Source organism: Undibacterium sp. GrIS 1.8 (assembly GCF_040544445.1).
In the GTDB taxonomy this organism is placed as follows: Bacteria; Pseudomonadota; Gammaproteobacteria; order Burkholderiales; family Burkholderiaceae_D; genus Undibacterium.
On the sequence record NZ_JBEONQ010000005.1, the window covers coordinates 66,358 to 83,072 of the forward strand.

Sequence of the window (16,715 nt, forward strand, 5' to 3'; positions counted from 1 at the left end):
ATCTTAATGTATGCGATAGCGGGAGAACGAGCTTAAAACGGATCTAGTGCTTTAGTAAATTGCCCGGACGCGTTCAACGCGCCCATCGTGTAACCTTGCCAGCCGGGGTAAGCATCAGGTTCCCAATAAAACACGCCTAGTCCGTTTGATCCCATTGCTTTGGTTTTGGTGATCAGGTCGCTTAACATGCTTTTTGTGGTTGCGGCTTGCTGCCAGTCCATGCCTACTTCGCACACCATTACTGGCTTGCCATATCGGGTGACCATGTCTGACATGGTAGCGGCAATTTTGGTGTTGTAACTAGCCCAGCCGGATACGGGTGGATAGTGCGACATCCCGATTACGTCCCATTTGGCGCCTTTACTTTTGATGCCGTCAAAAAACCATCGGAACATCGCGTCGTCGTAACCATTGGCTAAATGCAGCACGACGAGCGCGCTTGGGTAGACCGCTTTTACGGCGTTGTATCCGCTATTGAGCAAACCACTCAGTTGTGCAAAATTAGAGGTGCTTCCCGTGGGGAGTAACATGCCGGAATTAATCTCGTTACCGACTTGTACCCATTCCACATTAATGCCGTTGCTCTTAAAATAGTTAAGGACATCATGGGTATGGGCATATACATCATTGTTGAGCTGAGCCAGAGTATGGCTGGACCATGCCGCAGGTTTTACCTGATGACCGGGATCGGCCCAGGTGTCACTGTAATGAAAGTCAATCATGATGCGCTGGCCTTGTGCTGCTGCGCGCTTGGCCTTGTATAAGACGTCGGCCGCATTGGACCAGCCACCGGCTGGGTTAACCCAAACCCGTAAGCGGATGGCATTGACGCCGATATTTTTGAGCAACACAAAGGGGTCAGTCGCATTGCCACTGCTGTCATGAAAAACATAGCCGCTGGCTTCTTGCTGGTTGACCCAACTGATATCTGCACCATTGGCAAAACTGGCCGCTTGTGTATTCCATGAAAAAATTGATGCCAACAATAAGGCTGAGGCTGCTATTGAACGATAAATCGTTTTGTTCATCATGATGTTGTCTCCTATTGATGAAAAAAGTTCTGATGTGCGGTGTATCCGCCTCTTTTTAGAACCGATTAACTACATTGATAATAATATTGATAACGGCATTGCTACCGTCAGGCGCATGCAAGAAATACATCCGTGCTGGGTTGCCATAAAACAGTGGATATAAAAAAACGGAGCTAAATAATTAGCTCCGTTTTTGATTTACATCTTGTATGACAAACCAAGATTGAAACGCCGTCCAAACTCGGTGACTTCTTGTTGATATGGATTATTGGCGCTGGTGTAGACGACCTTTTGGTTGGTCAGATTATCAACCCCAAATCTGAGTTGTAACTGGGGCGTAATTTGTTTTGCCAGATTGAGAGTGACATAAGTTTCGGCTTCGTTCAGGATCAGTTGTCCTGCCGTCCAGGTCGGGTTACGAACGAACGCACTGTGATAATTCGCGGAGATGCGTGCCTCGTATCCGGCTTTTTCATACCAAAGAGTGACGCCGCCGTTACTCTTCATTAAACCCTCGATAGGAAACGGATTCCCTACAGGCATATTTTCTTTAATGTCACTGGTGGTATAGGTGTAGTTGCTAGAGACACCCAAGCCATCAAAAGGTGCTGGCAATTCGGTGAACGCTTGCTGATATACCAGTTCTATCCCTTTGACATTGCCACCGGTACCGTTGACGGAGCGGGTAATCAATGCGGCACGCCCATCAATCGTGGTGGAGTCTTGAGTAATGCCGATATACCGGCTAATTTTCTTGTAGAACAAGCCGGTAGAGATTAACGAACCTTTTCCAAAATACCATTGATAGGCCAGATCGATCTGATCTGCCAGCATCGGTTTCAGTTCTGGATTACCTGCGCTGCCGGTCAAAGGCTGTGCTGGATTTGAGTCCACGTTCAGATTGCGTGACGCACGCATTTCATCCAAAGGCGCACGTGACATTGCGCGGGCAATCCCGAGGCGAATTTGTTTTTCTTGTTTACTATCCATAGAGAAAATCAAATTCAAACTAGGCAAAACTTCTGTGTAAGTCGTGCCACCCTCCACTGGTGTAGGTGCAGCACCGTTGATGGACTGCATACCAGCACCGGTCTGATTGGTGCGTACTACACGAATGCCGGCATTGCCGCGGTAAGGCATGTTGCCCATTGTCCCGTCTAAATCTGCCTGGGCATAAAGAGAGGAACTACGTTCTTTAACGTTCCAGCCGGATAACAAATCGTTTTGCGTTTGTGTACGTCCGTTAGCGTCAAAAACGTTTGCACCAAACAGGCTGTATGCAGAACCGTAAAAATCTTTTAGCGCGATAAAGGCAGGCATGCCATTAACATTGATAGTTTCGTAAGCAGAATCAGGTAGGCTGCCGTTGGGTGAGACATTCCAGGTAGTTTGGTGATAAGCCTTTTCCCTATCGGTAAAACGGGCGCCGAATTTGATTTTTGTGACGGTGCCAAATTCTACAGAGCGCGAGCCGTTGATATGTACGGCATTGAGGGTGTCTTTTAAATGGCCGTCGGTATCAACGTACATAGTGGGTGAGCCAAAATTGGCTGGATTGCCGGTGTCCTGACCAAAAGAATAGGTTTGATTTTCATCACCGGTGAATGCCCAGCTAATCGTACCGTTTGCCTTGGAATATTGACGTAAATCACGCCACTGGCTGCTACGTTCGGCTCTGGATGTGGACAGATCGGCTTCTAACTTCCAGTCACCGACATTGAATTTGCCATTAAGTCCGCCCGCTAGTGTGCTGGTATCTTGTACCCATACAAAATCATTATTCGTCACACCGACATCTTTTACGCTAGCACCAACCACGTAGCCGTTACGGATATCCAGATTGCTGTAGTTTGCGTTCTGATAGCCGTTCCAGTTTCCGAGATCGCCGGTCCAGTGTTGTTGTCCGCGTTCATCAATAGCAGATTTTGCGTAGTAGACATCGCCTGTGATAAAGGCATCCGGACTAGCTTTCCATTCCACCTTGCCTAGCGCACTAGAGCGCTTATCTTTGCCATGCCTGGCTTCGTCTTGAAAACCCCAGGGAGTTTTATCGACTTTGCCATCACCATTCAAATCGGCGGAATGATCTTCGTTAAAACCCCAATGCCTGATATTTTTTTGCAATGAAGGCTGATCTTGGTAACTGAAAGCCAGAGCAACACCTAAAGTATTATTATTGAACTGGTCAATGTAGATACCACCCAATCTTGGTGCAGTGGTAGTCGAGCCTGGGATCTGATTTCCCATCGGGTAATACAACGCATCTGCTTTCAGCGAGAATTGTCTCTCTTTGAATTTGAGCGGTTGTACGGTGAGCAAATCGATCGTAGTTGCTATGCCGCCTTCGACCAGTTCTGCCGATTGTGTTTTATAGACCGTTGCGCCACTTAAGGACTCGGAAGGGAATTGCTCAAAGCGCACTGCGCGAGCCGGTTCGGAAGTCGCTAGTTCACGGCCATTTAAGGTGGCGCCGATAAAGCGCGGCCCCAGGCCACGGGCAACAATCTGACTGGAATTTCCCCGATCTAAGCCTGATGACAGACCTGGCAGACGCGCTAACGATTCAGCAATCGTCGTGTCTGGCAATTTGCCGATGTCTTCGGACGCGATGCTTTCTATGATGCTGTTTGATGCTTCTTTAGAAGCCAGGGCGCTGCGCACTGAGGCGCGTATGCCAGTCACTGTCACCTGTTGAAATTCTGAACCGCCCGTACTTGCAGATGTGCTTGTCGATGCCGGGGTAGGTGTTTCTTGCGCCCAGACGATACCGCTGGCTGTAGGAAGAATGAACATGGCATGAATCAGCCAACTAAGTTTTTTCTGCTGCATATTGTCTCCGTCTTTTTTATAGTGAAGCCACACTACCGGTGGCATATTCCATGACGATTTTTTAAAAGTAAGGGAGTGTTACTGCCAGAGCAGAAATTCATCACAGAGCACACAAGATGCACTGCTCTACTCTCACTACTTTGCGTTCAGTCTGGAATTTTATTTAACTCATTTTTCATGAGCATAGATTGATCGTATTGTGTGGAGGACTTGCAATCTAATGCTTTATTTACGAAACGCTATGCGGATTTGATATACATCATTTCGGCATCGCTTTTTAAAGGCAGCACATCGCCGCAAAGCCATATATTGCCTGCACATACGAGGTATTTAGCTAGGGGATTTTGTAGCGACTTCACGTAGAGTGTCGAGCATCGCCTGCGCGCCGGGCGACAAGCGGTGTTGTTTTCGGGTGACAATTCCATACAAATCCATACGCAAGCCAAGCTCATAAGGCAACACCGCCAGCAGGCCAGAATCCAGATAGGTCTGCACAATTTGCTTTGGCAGAGCCACCAGCATATCGCTACCCAATAACAGGCTGGTGATTACCGGCAAGGCGATGGTTTCTACCGTTTCTGCTGGCTGATCTAGCCCACGGGATAAAAATAACGCAGTCAGTCTGTCTCTTAAGATACTTCCGCTTGGCGGCAATATCCACGCTTCACCGGCAAGGTCTTGTAGCCCCAAATTACTGCGGTTTAACAAGGGATGCCCTGCGCGTACAATCAAACTATGTAGCTCATCTGTCAGCGGTTCAAAATTTAACTCGGCGGCGGATTCGGTATCGAGTATCCGGCCAACCACCAAATCCAGTTCACCCGCACGCAAACGCTGTATCAGCAGCTTGCTGGTATCAACACTAATCAGAATATTTAAGCGAGCGTGGCGCGACTTTAGCAAGGTGACCGCCTTTGGTACCAAGCCGGTAGAAGGCGTCATGACAGCGCCAATGGATACTCGTCCGCTTAGCTCGGAAAGGAGTTCCATCACCTCCTGATGGGCGGCATCCATTTCGGCCAAAGCTGCACCGGCGCGCCTGATCATAACTTCGCCATACCAGGTTGGTGCGATGCCGCGAGCCAGGCGCTCAAATAGCTGCACGCCTAATGCATATTCCAGTTCAGATAAAAGTTTAGATGCGGCTGGCTGCGTCAGATTTGCAGCTTGGGCGACATGCAAAATCGAGCCATGACGCCCTAGCTCGACCAGTAACACCAATTGGCGGGTCTTAAGATGTGTACGTACAAATCGGTCAGAACCTGGGTCACTCATGATGGTAGGGAGATAAATTATTCGTGATACAACTGTGAGCGGCCGCCGTCAATCAAGATATCGGTAGCATTGATGAAGCGCGCTTCATCACTGGCAAGAAAGAGTGCAGTATAAGCGACTTCAACCGGCTGACCGATACGTCGGCATGGCAATATTGCCTCCTGGCGTTGTCTTTCTGCATCAGGATCAGGACAATTTTCCAACCAGGACTGAATCGCCTCCGTCATGATGAGACCCGGAGAAATCGAATTTACCCTGATGCCGCGCGCTGCATACTCTATCCCCAGAGAGCGGGTTAAACCGATTAAGGCATGTTTGGCCACTGGATAAGGGAAGCAGCCCGGAATAATTTGATGCCCATGTACAGAAGCGATATTGACAATGCTTCCTGCTCCTTGTTGCAACATCGATGGCAATACGGCACGGGTGGCATTCCATGCGCCGTCCAGATCGACAGAAAAACATCGCTGCCATTGTTCTTGCGTCATTTCTAGCGGATCGGCAAATACGTTCATACCGGCGTTATTGATGAGTATGTCAATTTTTCCAAAGCGCGCGATTGCTTGTTCAGCCAATACTTGCATGGCGTTTTGATCAGCCACATCTGCTTGTACAAACAAGGTAGTTTCGCTACCCAATTCTTGTTGAATCGCGGCAGCAGCAGCGTCATTACGATGGCTATTCAAAACAAGTTTCGCTCCATGCTGGACAAACAATCGTGCTATTGCGGCACCGATCCCCAAGGTTGATCCGGTCACGATTGCTACCTTGTCCTGTAATCTTAATGTCATTACTTTCTCGTCTTGGATATTGGTTGAATTCACTTCTTGCGAATGGATATCTCAATTGTGTCAACTGAGCTTATGAGCGAGAGCCTCTGCTCTTTAATTGATCAAACAAAACAGCCGCCAGCAAAATGATGCCGCGCATCAGATATTGATAAAACGCGTCGACATCAAGTAAGTTCATCACGTTTTCAACAGTACCCATGATCAGCACGCCAATCACCACACCGAAAATTTTGGCTTTACCGCCTTGCAATGAGACACCACCAAGGACGCAGGCAGAAATAACATCCAGTTCAAAACCTTGAGCGGAATTCGGTTGCCCGCTGGTGATTCTGGAAGCGAGTATCAAGCCAGCCAACGCAGTCACCACACCCTGCAACAGAAATATCCAGACGCGCAGTCGTTCAACCCGCACACCCGCCAGTCGTGCGGCTTCCGGGTTACCGCCTATTGCGAGCGTGTTACGGCCAAAAACAGTTTGATTAAGCAAAATGCCAAATACGATAAAACAAATAATCACGACCAGAACTGGCAAAGGCAATCCAAAAATTCGCGTATCACCAAAGCTGATAAAGAGTTCGTTTGAAATACCAACCGCCTGCCCTTTGGATACGATGAAAGCCAGGCCGCGCACCATCAACATGGTTGCCAGGGTGGCGATTAGGGCATTAACACGTAGGTATGCAATCAACACGCCATTACCAGCGCCGATCAGCGCACCTGCCACCAAACCACCACCAACGGCTAGCAACACGCTTTGTGTATGCTCCAGAATAATCGCACCCAATACACCAGAAAAAGCGATGGTAGAACCAATCGACAAATCAAAATCACGTGAGGCAAGGCACATCATCATGGTGCACGACACCATGCCGATTTGCGCCACCGACAACATCAGTCCAACGATATTGGTAGTAGAAAAGAAATTCTCTACCGTGAACGAGAGCACGCAAAATAATAGTGCGTACAAAATAGGCATACTCTGCTGCGCCACCCAATGGGTTTTATGTGAAGCTGCGTTTGAAACGGAACTCGAAGCTGAATTTGAGGCAGCTTGCGATTCTTGTAGGTCTGGCACTGTCTTACTATCTGCCGACATAGTGCTGTGGGAAGTCATATAAATAATCCTAATTAAATTTAACGTACTTTTAACTTAGTTCTAACTTAGTTCTAACTTACTTGCATGTCTGGCAGTGCCAGACTGAGTACGGCTGTTTCACTCGCATGTGCGCGATCAAGTTCGCCGCTGATGCGACCTTCGCGCATAACCAGAACACGATCCGCGATACCTAAAATCTCAGGTAACTCGCTTGATACGACAATGACGCAACAGCCACGTTCAGCGACGTCATGGATAATCCGATAAATTTCATTTTTTGCGCCGACGTCGATACCGCGTGTGGGTTCATCAAGTATCAACACTTTCAAATCTGGTTCTGCCAGCCAGCGTGCCAGGATCACTTTCTGCTGATTGCCACCTGACAGAAAACGAATTTCCTGCTCACGACCCGGCGTCTTGATTTTTAGTCTTTGAATAAAGCGGTCAGCCAGCTCAGCTTCTCGCTTGTGGCGTAAAAATAATCCACCTAGTAAGTCATTGCGACGGCAACTGATATTGATATTTTCAGCAACCGATGCTTCCGCCAATATGCCCTGCTCTTTTCTGTCTTCGGGGCACAATACGATACCGGCTTTAATTGCAGCAGCCGGTCCGAGTGCAGAAACTTGTTTGCCATCCAGCTCTACATGAGAATCTGCAGAGCGTTTGTCAGCGCCGTAAAGTAAGCGCATTAATTTGCTACGACCAGCACCAACCAGCCCAAAAAAGCCGAGCACCTCACCACTGCGCACACTAAAATTAGCGCCCTCAGCTGAGCGGCTATCTTTGAGCCCGCTGACTACCAGACGCGGCGCGCCCATTTTGCGTGGCCGATAATCGTAAATATCCTGCAATTCGCGGCCGACCATGTCATTGATGAGTACATCTTTTGGCACATTTGCCATGACAGGATGGGTAACAATTTTTCGCCCGTCTCTGAAGATCGTGCAACTATCACAGAGTGCATAAAGCTCTTCTAAACGATGGGAAATATAGATAATGACATTGCCCGCCGCACGCAAATTGCGTATCAGCCGGAACAAGATCTCAGTTTCCCGATGCGACAAACTACTGGTAGGCTCGTCAAAAGCAATGACCTTTGCATCTTGTAAAACTGCTTTGCAAATTTCTACCATCTGACGCTGGGCAATCGATAAATCAGCCAGTCTGGCACCTGGATCCAGATCAACACCGATAGCACTCAAACGTTCCGCAACTATGCGCCGGGCTTCGCGCTTGTTAACAAAACCAAATTTTTGTGGCAGATGTCCCAGTAGTACGTTTTCAGCAACAGTCAGCTCTGGTACGTATTGCAATTCCTGATGAATGATGGCGATACCGGCGGCGATAGAATCAGCAGCAGAATGAAATTGACATTCCTGACCATCTACTATCAAACGACCACCATCAGGACGGTATTGCCCGCCTAAGATTTTTAGCAGGGTCGATTTTCCCGCGCCGTTTTCACCCAGTAAGCCATGCACGGTACCGGCGTGCGCATCAAAACTGACGCCCTTTAGTGCCTTTACACCCGGGAAGTTCTTGCAGACCTGATTAAATTGAAGATAAGCAGATTTCACGTGTGACACCTTAAAGCCCAAACTGAGCGCGGACTTCGGTCTGGTTAACCCGAGTCATTAAAGTGCCTGTGGTCAGCGTCACGGCTGCTGGTACCTTGTTTTCAGTGATCCATTTATACATATTCATTGCGGTCTCATAACCATGACGTTTGGGACTGATCAAGACCGTGCCATAAAAACCTGTAGGACTTGGTTTGGCAAATTCATTCAGGGCAGTCTTACTGCCACCTATGCCTATGCCTATGACCGCATCGCTACGTAAGCCACGGCCTTCTGTGGCGCGTATGGTGCCTAGTACGGCTTCATCATTCATGTCAAATACGACCCAATGTTTAAATTGTGCATGCTTGGTCAGGGCGATATTTGCCGCATTAAAAGCACTCTCGGTATCTGTCTTCGCTTGCGTCGCATCGACAATATTAGCCACAGGAAAACCCGCCGCCTTCAATGCATCTACTGCACCTTGAGTACGTTCACGAGCAGTGGGTAATTGATCAAAGGCCAGGCGCATCGCACCCACTTCAGTCATTTTCCAGCCTCTTACTTTCATCTCATCGACTAAGCCCAGACCAACTTGCTTGCCGATCTCGTAAGCTGAAATACCCATGTGCGGAATTGAGGATATCGGCTTACCACTGCCGTCAACCAGCTGATCGTCCACGGACATGGCTTTCAGTCCATTGCGTTTAGCAGCGCGTTCAACCGCGATTCCGAGCTTGACATCTGGTGCGCAAATCACAAATCCCTGGGCTTTTTGGGCGGCCAGATTATCAATCGCGGCAATCATTTTTTCACCATTCGGAACACCGATCTTGACCAGGGTGAAGCCTTTTTCATGTGCAGCCTGTTCAGCAAAACGCCACTCATCCTGAAACCATGGCTCTTCGGCTTGCTTGACCAAAAATCCTATTTTTACCGGCTCTGCCGCAGACGCTGCTGGCACAACGCTCAAGTTACAAAGAGTCATCGCCAATGCGCTGATCATGACGCGAGGCCGGAAAGCAAATTTCAAATTTTGAATCATGATTGTCTCGCTTTAGTTTTGGTTTTTGTTTTGGTGGAAATGATGCTCATCGCCTCAGAGCTATCGTCAAACAGGCTGTCTTCAATCCCGATACGATCATCCAATTGAAGAGAGAACAGACTACCCGCTGCCGGCATACTTGCTAATTCTTTTGCGCTCATATCTTTGCGGGAAGTCGTCACCATTAACTGGTCGCTATTAACACCGCCAAAAGCAGGACAAGTTGGATTTTTTACAGGAACATGGATACGCTGTATGAGTTCGCCAGCAGGCGAATATTGCACAATGCTGGCAGCACCCCATTGGGCATTCCAAAGGCATCCATTTTTATCGACGACTGAACCGTCAGGGTAGGCAAGAGGATCATCCATCTGCGTAAACAAGCGGATATGTGACACCCTGGCTGATTCAGCATCGTAATCACATTGCTGAATACGACGCGTCAAGGTGTCGGTGAAATACATCGTTTTACCATCAAGGCTAAAACAAATACTGTTTGCAATTGCCACTGCTGGAAGTGCCAGACGGCGCAAGCCATATTGCAGCGAATATTGATAAAAACTGGCGATCGAGCGCTTTTCAGTGGCCTCGTTAAAGGTACCGAATACAAAGAAACCTCGCCTGTCGGTACGACCATCATTGATGCGGGTGCGTGATTCTGCCGGATCGACTGCGACCAAAGCTTGTACCGCCAGATTTTGTACGCCGATCATACCGTTCGCCGGGATTTCGGGAACCGTAGCAAAACCAAGTCGCTTGGATAAACCGAGCAATAAGCGTCCAGAACGGCAGTGTGCAAATGAACCTACACGATCAGGCAAACGATAATTGAGTACTTGCTGATTGCCCGGTGACCATGCGTGTACAGTAGCTGCATCAATATCTGTCCACCACCATTTGCTTTGCGCTGAATTCCATTGCAAACCTTCACCTAAAATCGCATTTTGGGCTAATGCAAGGCGCATGTTCTGCGCTGAAGCTTGTTGAGGTAATGAGTCGCGCAACATTACAAGACCGCACCAAAGACTAAGGGCTTTGTGTTCGCTTTACTTCTTACGCTGCTTATTACTCCATCAGCTAGTAGTAAATTTGACAGACGCTGCATTTGCGATAAAGCACGCGATACAAGCGCCCTTAGTAAAGCTGGTAATTCTGGTTGGTTCACACTCGTCTCCGTATGTTTTTATTTTTAACGCCATACTCTCCGGTACATGCGCTTTATTGATCTAATGACTCTAAGTTAGCGGTTTGTGCTATCTGAGACAAATGCTTTGTTTGGCTCTATCTATCTCAAATTCATATACCTCATTACTTTTCATAGCAATGCTCTTTAAGGCTGAATGTCGAGATGATAGACAGGTAATACCCGTAGCTGTCTCAAATTTGCGACCTGCGACGCTCCCTTGAAATCAGGTCTATGTTCTTTTGGTAAGTAGATCGGTGCATTTGCCAGTAAAGGTAATACGCTTAAGGTCAATGCAGTGTCGGTTGGCTTGATCTTATATTGCCAATGCTGGCCGTTGTAATACCAATCATCCAACATCTTAGTACCACTAAACAGCCGCCCGATATCACCGACAAAATCAAGCTCTAAAATAGCCTCGCCTGCGTCCCGCAACTGCTCTTGCGGGATAGCGATTTGCCATGTTGCGGCATAACGGAAATTTTCTGGAATAGGCTGCATTGCTGCTTTGGCTAAACCGCCAATGATCACAGGCGGCATTTGCTGGGCTGCTCGTAATTCTGTCACTTTTACATCAAGCTTACGGGCTTTGAGCTTGGCTTCGAAGACTTGAAATATCCCGTCCTTCGCGCTGGCGATTAGCGGTATCGAGGAATGCGGCGACCGGTCTAGTGGCGGGTAGACCGCAAAACGAAAATCTACTGTGACAGGCGCAATTTCTTGGGTTCGCAAATACAGCCCCTTACTGGCAAAATAGGGTTCCTGCCCACTTAATACCAGGTGGCGCTGACCAGCAAAATCACCGATGGAAAGCTGCTTAAGCTGCTCCGGTTTTAATACTAAAACAGTGATAGGTCTGGCATTGGGTTGTTGCAAACTAAACGGGCTGCTGGTTCCTGCTTTGATACCATCAATAATTAATTTACCATCGCTAGTTTTTTGGTGCACCTCTGACGCCGAGGTAGTCAGGTAAGAGGCTACTGCGGGGTCAAACGCAAATTCAACCGGTATATCTTTTTGTTCTGCAAAGACATATAGCAAGCCAGCTTTACCGTTATCTAGGCGCGCAACTGGTTGTGCAGTCGCATAGATCAGGCGCGTGCCGTCGAGGTCAAAATTGATCGGCCAAATAAAATAATTACCGTCTGCAATATCTACAGGATGCTGTGGGAAGACTACAGTCTGGTGCGATAACTTTACAGAGAATTGTACGCCCCGTTGGGTAGGCATCGGGTATTGCCGGACATGGTTATTGAAGAAAAGGAAGGCACTATCACCTGCACTGCGAACGGAAAAACGTGGGGTGTTCAGATCTATCGCCGATGCAGACACTAGCTCAGGCTTGCGTACCGTCATTGGTGCCAGACGATCGCCAAAATTATTTAAGAAATAATGAAATGGCCTTAATGCAGATAATACCGGACGCTGCTGCCCATCCGGACCTAAGGGTGCATTGAAGTCATAACTGATCATCGGGGTATCGTTATAGCCGCCAGTGAGCGTACTTTCTTCGAGGCTATTTTGTACACTAAGTCCACTAGGATTGCGTCCACCGTGAAACATGTAGTAGCCCATCAGGTTCACACCAGAACCTAACTGTACTGGCAACATGGAGGCGATATCGTCTGCCGACACCAAGGTCCGGCGACGATACATAGCTGGCAAACCGGCACCGTATTCGGCACCCAAAAATGGTGTGAGCTCTTTATCTGTCTCAGCCGTGCCTGGTGCACTGGCTGCTGTCTGCGCGCCCAGATCACCGCTGACGCGGCTATCAAAACGAAAAGCATAGGTTTCTTTGGGCGGGAGTTCACTTGTGCTGACACCCCAGGGTTCATCAGGGTAACCGCCAAAAACCGGCGTCACTTCACCAGAGGGATAGACCGTACCATCCCAACCAGTCACTGTGTACAAGGGTACGTCTAGCCCTGCTTGCAAAGCCAGTTTTTTGAGGGTCGAGATATGAGCAGCGCCCTCACCTGCGCCAGTCAAATTGTATTCGTTCTCTAATTGGATAGCGATAACACTGCCGCCTTGCTTCCACAACTGACCCTTTAATTGCACACCAATTTGCCGATACAGACGCTCGACAAAATGGAGATATTGCGGATCATTTCCCCGAGTCGGCATGGTGTTCACGACCCAATCAGGTATCCCTCCAAAACGCGCTTCGGCATGCGCCCAAGGGCCAACTCTGACTACCGCCTTCAACCCTACCTTGCGGCACAACTCAAGGAAATGATGTAAATCGCGGTTACCTTTCCAATTAAATATGCCTTCTTGCTCTTCATGGTGATTCCAAATGACATAGCTGGAAACGATATTGATGCCAGCAGATTTCATCTTACTTAGCTCTGCCTCCCAACTGTCTGCAGGACTGCGCGAGTAGTGGAATTCGCCCATAACAGGCAACCACGGCTGGCCATCCTTCAAGAGATATTGATTGTTGATACCTAGTGTTTTACCAGCAGGCGAGAGCGCCGTACCCATACGCAGATGACCACTCACAGGTGCTACAAGCGGCGCACTGGCGTCTACCTGCAACAGTGTTTGCGATAGCGCCTGTGATCCGGCAGTCAGACTACAGATTACACTCAATAAAAGTCTGACCTTTAGCGGGTGCAAGCAATTACGTTCTTGCTGCAATAATTTTTTTTGCATTTTTTGTCTCCTGAGTTTTCTTTTTGTTTAGTTTTTTTGTTTATAGGACTTACGCAAAATTGCTCCTGCAGGGACTAGCGACGAAAACAGTACTTTAGTACCTTAGTCAGTACTAGCTGGAGGTGCAACTCAGCTAGGACAGTATTGCGTAAGTCCCCATATTTAAAACAGACCAGATTGCTAATGTCTTACATATTTATGTGTGGGCAAGAGAGACCAAAGCATCCACAAAAGCTCGCGCATTTTTTGCTACGCTGGCAGCATCTAAGCCTACCGAATATAAACTCCCGCCCAACCCAAAACCTGCTGCACCTGCTTGTAAGTAAGGCGCCATGTTATGCGGACTGATCCCACCAACTGGCAACAATTTCAGATTAGCTGGCAGCACTGCGCGCATTGCCTTAACAATTTGTGGCGTTATCAATTCAGCGGGGAAAAGTTTGATGGCGTCGGCTCCGGCATTTAACGCAGAAAATGCTTCCGTCAGCGTCGCCGCACCAGGCACACAAAACATCTCTGCTTTTTTTGCAGCTGTAATCACTTGCACATCAGCATGCGGCATCACAATCAGACGTCCGCCTGCAATGCGTACCTGTTGTACGGCTTCTGCACTGAGTACGGTACCAGCGCCGATCAGGGCATCTGCTGGCAGACAGCGACTAAGTATGCCGATAGACGCCAAAGCATCCGGAGAATTTAAAGGAACTTCGATAATACGAAAACCCTCTGCATACAAAGCTGAGGCAATTGCCTCGACTTCAAAAGGCTGTACGCCACGTAAAATCGCAACGAGCGGTAATTGAGCGAAAGCGCTATCCAGTGTTGCTAAGGCTGCAGTCATTTTGAATCCTGTAGATTAATTTCTGGCACAAGCAGGCCTGCACTTAAGGCAAGGCGCCACAAGCCTGCTGGCGCAGTATTAGATAACACAGCATCTGCCTTGACATCAAAGCGCTGTAAAGCTTGCACATAACGCTGGCATAAATCTGTTTCACCAACCAAGATCAAAGGGGCTTGCGTTAAGCCAGCCGCTGAACGCCAGACCAGACCTGCTTTGAGTTCATGTCCGATCAGTAAGCCAGACAAATAGTCCGCCAAATTGCTGGCCGGAATATCTTCCATTAGACCTAAACTGCGTACAGAAAATAACAAATGGCTCAAGCCATGTATGGCGGTGTCTTTTACGGCATCAACACCCTGCAAAAAACTCGTAAGATGCAAGTCCTGTGACTTCTGAGCATTCTGTGACCCTGCGTGTGATTCAACTGATGTCATAAGACGTCCCAGCACCGAATGCTCGCGCAGAACGGCGAATAACTCACCCGTCATATGCGTCGCAAACTCCAGCACTTGCGCCTGACATATGTGCGCCCATTTAGAATGCGTGCCCGGCATAACGATGCAACAATGTTCAGACCATGAAGACTGCATCTGCAAAGCACCGATGATCTGAGTTTCTTCACCCCGCATCACGTCTGGCGTCGCGTTATCTGAGCGATACAACAAACCCGGGACGATGTGTACGCGACGGTGATCGGTACTTGTCACATAAACTGTACCCGCCGCGATCTGATCAGAATTAGCCGGGCAAGCGACATACGGTACGTCCTGCCAACCGTGTTTGCTGCCGACCATCCCGCAAGCAAGTATGGGGAGCCGTGGCCATACATCCAGCCAGTCACCTGCGAGCGTAGTCAAGACTTCAGAGTACGCCTGCGATGAGGCTTTCATTTTGGATATGCCATGAGTGCCGAACCTGGTTTCAAGCACCTGCCCGTTTGCTCCCAACAAAAATGCTCTCAGGCTGGTACTACCCCAATCAATTGCGATCATCCGAGCGTCACTGGGCGATACGCCAATTGGACTAAAAGGATTAAGCGGGCTCACCATTCCGCCACACTTCCATCAGCATGACGCCAAAGAGAATTACGCCAGTCTGGTGCATTGAGACTCGCGGCAATTACTCTTTCCTCATCAATTTCGACCCCAAGACCAGGCTTGGGCAAGGGAGCGATATAGCCATCTGTAATACGGAAATCTTCACGATTTAAAACATAATCAAGTAGCTCAGCATCGCGGTTGTAATGTATTCCCATGCTTTGTTCTTGCAAGACCGCGTTATGCGAAACAAAGTCAATTTGCAAGCACGATGCCAAAGCAACAGGACCTAGCGGGCAATGCGGTGCCAATGCAATGTCATACGCCTCTGCCATCGCGGCAATTTTGTAACATTCCGTGATACCGCCAGCGTGTGACAGATCAGGCTGCACGATCGAGATACCGCCATCTTGAAATACACGCTTGAACTCAAAGCGCGAATACATGCGCTCACCCGCAGCAAGCGGGATCGACGTTGCTTCTGCCAGGCGGGGATAATATTCTGCCTGCTCTGCCAATACCGGCTCTTCTACAAATAGTGGCCGGTAAGGCTCCAGACCTCGCAACAGCACCTTCGCCATAGGTGCTGCCACACGTCCATGAAAATCAATACCAAATTCAATCTCATTGCCAAAAGCACTCCGGATTTCAGCGATACGTCCAACTGCTGCATCTACCGCGGCGGCACTGTCAATGATGCCGAACTCCTCAGTACCATTCATCTTAAAGGTGTCAAAACCGGCCTCACGGAGGCGGCGGATATCGGCGATCACATCGGCAGGACGATCACCACCGACCCAACTGTAGGTTTTCATGCGGTCACGCACCAGACCACCTAATAACTCGTACACAGGGACGCCAAGTACCTTGCCTTTAATATCCCATAAAGCCTGATCGATTCCTGCCATGGCGCTCATCAGTATCGCACCGCCGCGATAAAAACCGCCACGGTACATTACTTGCCACAAATCGTTAATTCGGGAAGGGTCTTGCCCGATCAAATAGGGCGCAAACTCTTGTACTGCGGCTTCCACTGTCTTGGCACGTCCCTCAATCACTGGCTCGCCCCAGCCAACGATGCCCTCATCGGTCTCAATTTTCAGCAACATCCAACGCGGAGGCACTCGGTAGGTGGTCAGTTTGGTGATCTTCATGGCGCAATGAATTAGTAATTAGAGACACGAGTGTAAGCCGCCAAGCTAGATCAGAAATATGAATTAAATCGCTAAAAATATACGTATTTGGCATAGCTCAGTCCCAATCGATATCAGCAGCAGAACTTTTGCGCCAAGCTAAATCCAAATGCGTGCACATAGCTGTAAAACGCGTTGGGTATCTTTTTGTGGCAATCTCCCTTTCATATTTGG

General features: G+C 48.6%; 12 protein-coding genes. All 12 read right to left on the bottom strand.

Annotation, left to right across the window (positions count from 1 at the left end; all coding sequences use genetic code 11):
• Positions 1 to 32: 32 nt before the first annotated feature.
• Positions 33 to 1,031 (bottom strand): glycoside hydrolase family 53 protein, encoded by a 999-nt coding sequence (locus AAKU64_RS03685; RefSeq protein ID WP_354334924.1) that lies wholly within the window; start codon positions 1,029 to 1,031, stop codon positions 33 to 35.
• 198 nt (positions 1,032 to 1,229) lie between these two features.
• Positions 1,230 to 3,860, bottom strand: a complete 2,631-nt coding sequence (locus AAKU64_RS03690; protein WP_354361462.1) for a TonB-dependent receptor — start codon at positions 3,858 to 3,860, stop codon at positions 1,230 to 1,232.
• Positions 3,861 to 4,190: 330 nt separating this feature from the next.
• Positions 4,191 to 5,135, bottom strand: coding sequence for a LysR substrate-binding domain-containing protein (locus AAKU64_RS03695; RefSeq protein WP_354361464.1), 945 nt, complete (start codon positions 5,133 to 5,135; stop codon positions 4,191 to 4,193).
• A 17-nt stretch (positions 5,136 to 5,152) separates the two neighbouring features.
• The gene (locus AAKU64_RS03700; RefSeq protein WP_354334918.1) at positions 5,153 to 5,926 is read right to left on the bottom strand and encodes an SDR family oxidoreductase; all 774 of its coding nucleotides are present in this window, start codon (positions 5,924 to 5,926) and stop codon (positions 5,153 to 5,155) included.
• Between the two features lie 70 nt (positions 5,927 to 5,996).
• Positions 5,997 to 7,022: an L-arabinose ABC transporter permease AraH gene (araH, locus tag AAKU64_RS03705; RefSeq protein ID WP_503012688.1), complete on the bottom strand. Its 1,026-nt coding sequence runs from the start codon at positions 7,020 to 7,022 to the stop codon at positions 5,997 to 5,999.
• Positions 7,023 to 7,093: 71 nt separating this feature from the next.
• Positions 7,094 to 8,602, bottom strand: coding sequence for an L-arabinose ABC transporter ATP-binding protein AraG (gene araG, locus AAKU64_RS03710; RefSeq protein ID WP_354334914.1), 1,509 nt, complete (start codon positions 8,600 to 8,602; stop codon positions 7,094 to 7,096).
• A gap of 10 nt (positions 8,603 to 8,612) precedes the next feature.
• Positions 8,613 to 9,587: an arabinose ABC transporter substrate-binding protein gene (locus AAKU64_RS03715; protein ID WP_354361495.1), complete on the bottom strand. Its 975-nt coding sequence runs from the start codon at positions 9,585 to 9,587 to the stop codon at positions 8,613 to 8,615.
• 35 nt (positions 9,588 to 9,622) lie between these two features.
• Positions 9,623 to 10,633 (bottom strand): SMP-30/gluconolactonase/LRE family protein, encoded by a 1,011-nt coding sequence (locus AAKU64_RS03720; RefSeq protein WP_354334912.1) that lies wholly within the window; start codon positions 10,631 to 10,633, stop codon positions 9,623 to 9,625.
• Between the two features lie 323 nt (positions 10,634 to 10,956).
• Positions 10,957 to 13,470 (bottom strand): beta-galactosidase, encoded by a 2,514-nt coding sequence (locus AAKU64_RS03725; protein ID WP_354361468.1) that lies wholly within the window; start codon positions 13,468 to 13,470, stop codon positions 10,957 to 10,959.
• 196 nt (positions 13,471 to 13,666) lie between these two features.
• A complete protein-coding gene (locus tag AAKU64_RS03730; RefSeq protein WP_354334904.1) occupies positions 13,667 to 14,311 on the bottom strand; it encodes a 2-dehydro-3-deoxy-6-phosphogalactonate aldolase in 645 nt (214 codons plus the stop codon).
• Complete coding sequence (locus tag AAKU64_RS03735; RefSeq protein ID WP_354334902.1) at positions 14,308 to 15,357, bottom strand: 2-dehydro-3-deoxygalactonokinase; 1,050 nt, start codon at positions 15,355 to 15,357, stop codon at positions 14,308 to 14,310. Before AAKU64_RS03735 ends, AAKU64_RS03730 begins: the two co-directional genes overlap by 4 nt.
• A complete protein-coding gene (dgoD, locus tag AAKU64_RS03740; protein WP_354361470.1) occupies positions 15,354 to 16,502 on the bottom strand; it encodes a galactonate dehydratase in 1,149 nt (382 codons plus the stop codon). The genes AAKU64_RS03735 and dgoD overlap by 4 nt, the downstream gene beginning before the upstream one ends.
• Positions 16,503 to 16,715 lie beyond the last annotated feature (213 nt).

Bases quoted from the DNA above. Each gene is read 5' to 3' on its own strand.
- AAKU64_RS03720 (WP_354334912.1), bottom strand. From the start codon at position 10,633: ATGTTGCGCGACTCATTACCTCAACAAGCTTCAGCGCAGAACATGCGC.
- dgoD (WP_354361470.1), bottom strand. From the start codon at position 16,502: ATGAAGATCACCAAACTGACCACCTACCGAGTGCCTCCGCGTTGGATG.
- AAKU64_RS03730 (WP_354334904.1), bottom strand. From the start codon at position 14,311: ATGACTGCAGCCTTAGCAACACTGGATAGCGCTTTCGCTCAATTACCG.
- AAKU64_RS03725 (WP_354361468.1), bottom strand. From the start codon at position 13,470: ATGCAAAAAAAATTATTGCAGCAAGAACGTAATTGCTTGCACCCGCTA.
- AAKU64_RS03715 (WP_354361495.1), bottom strand. From the start codon at position 9,587: ATGATCAGCGCATTGGCGATGACTCTTTGTAACTTGAGCGTTGTGCCA.
- araH (WP_503012688.1), bottom strand. From the start codon at position 7,022: ATGTCGGCAGATAGTAAGACAGTGCCAGACCTACAAGAATCGCAAGCT.
- AAKU64_RS03685 (WP_354334924.1), bottom strand. From the start codon at position 1,031: ATGATGAACAAAACGATTTATCGTTCAATAGCAGCCTCAGCCTTATTG.
- AAKU64_RS03695 (WP_354361464.1), bottom strand. From the start codon at position 5,135: ATGAGTGACCCAGGTTCTGACCGATTTGTACGTACACATCTTAAGACC.
- AAKU64_RS03690 (WP_354361462.1), bottom strand. From the start codon at position 3,860: ATGCAGCAGAAAAAACTTAGTTGGCTGATTCATGCCATGTTCATTCTT.
- AAKU64_RS03700 (WP_354334918.1), bottom strand. From the start codon at position 5,926: ATGACATTAAGATTACAGGACAAGGTAGCAATCGTGACCGGATCAACC.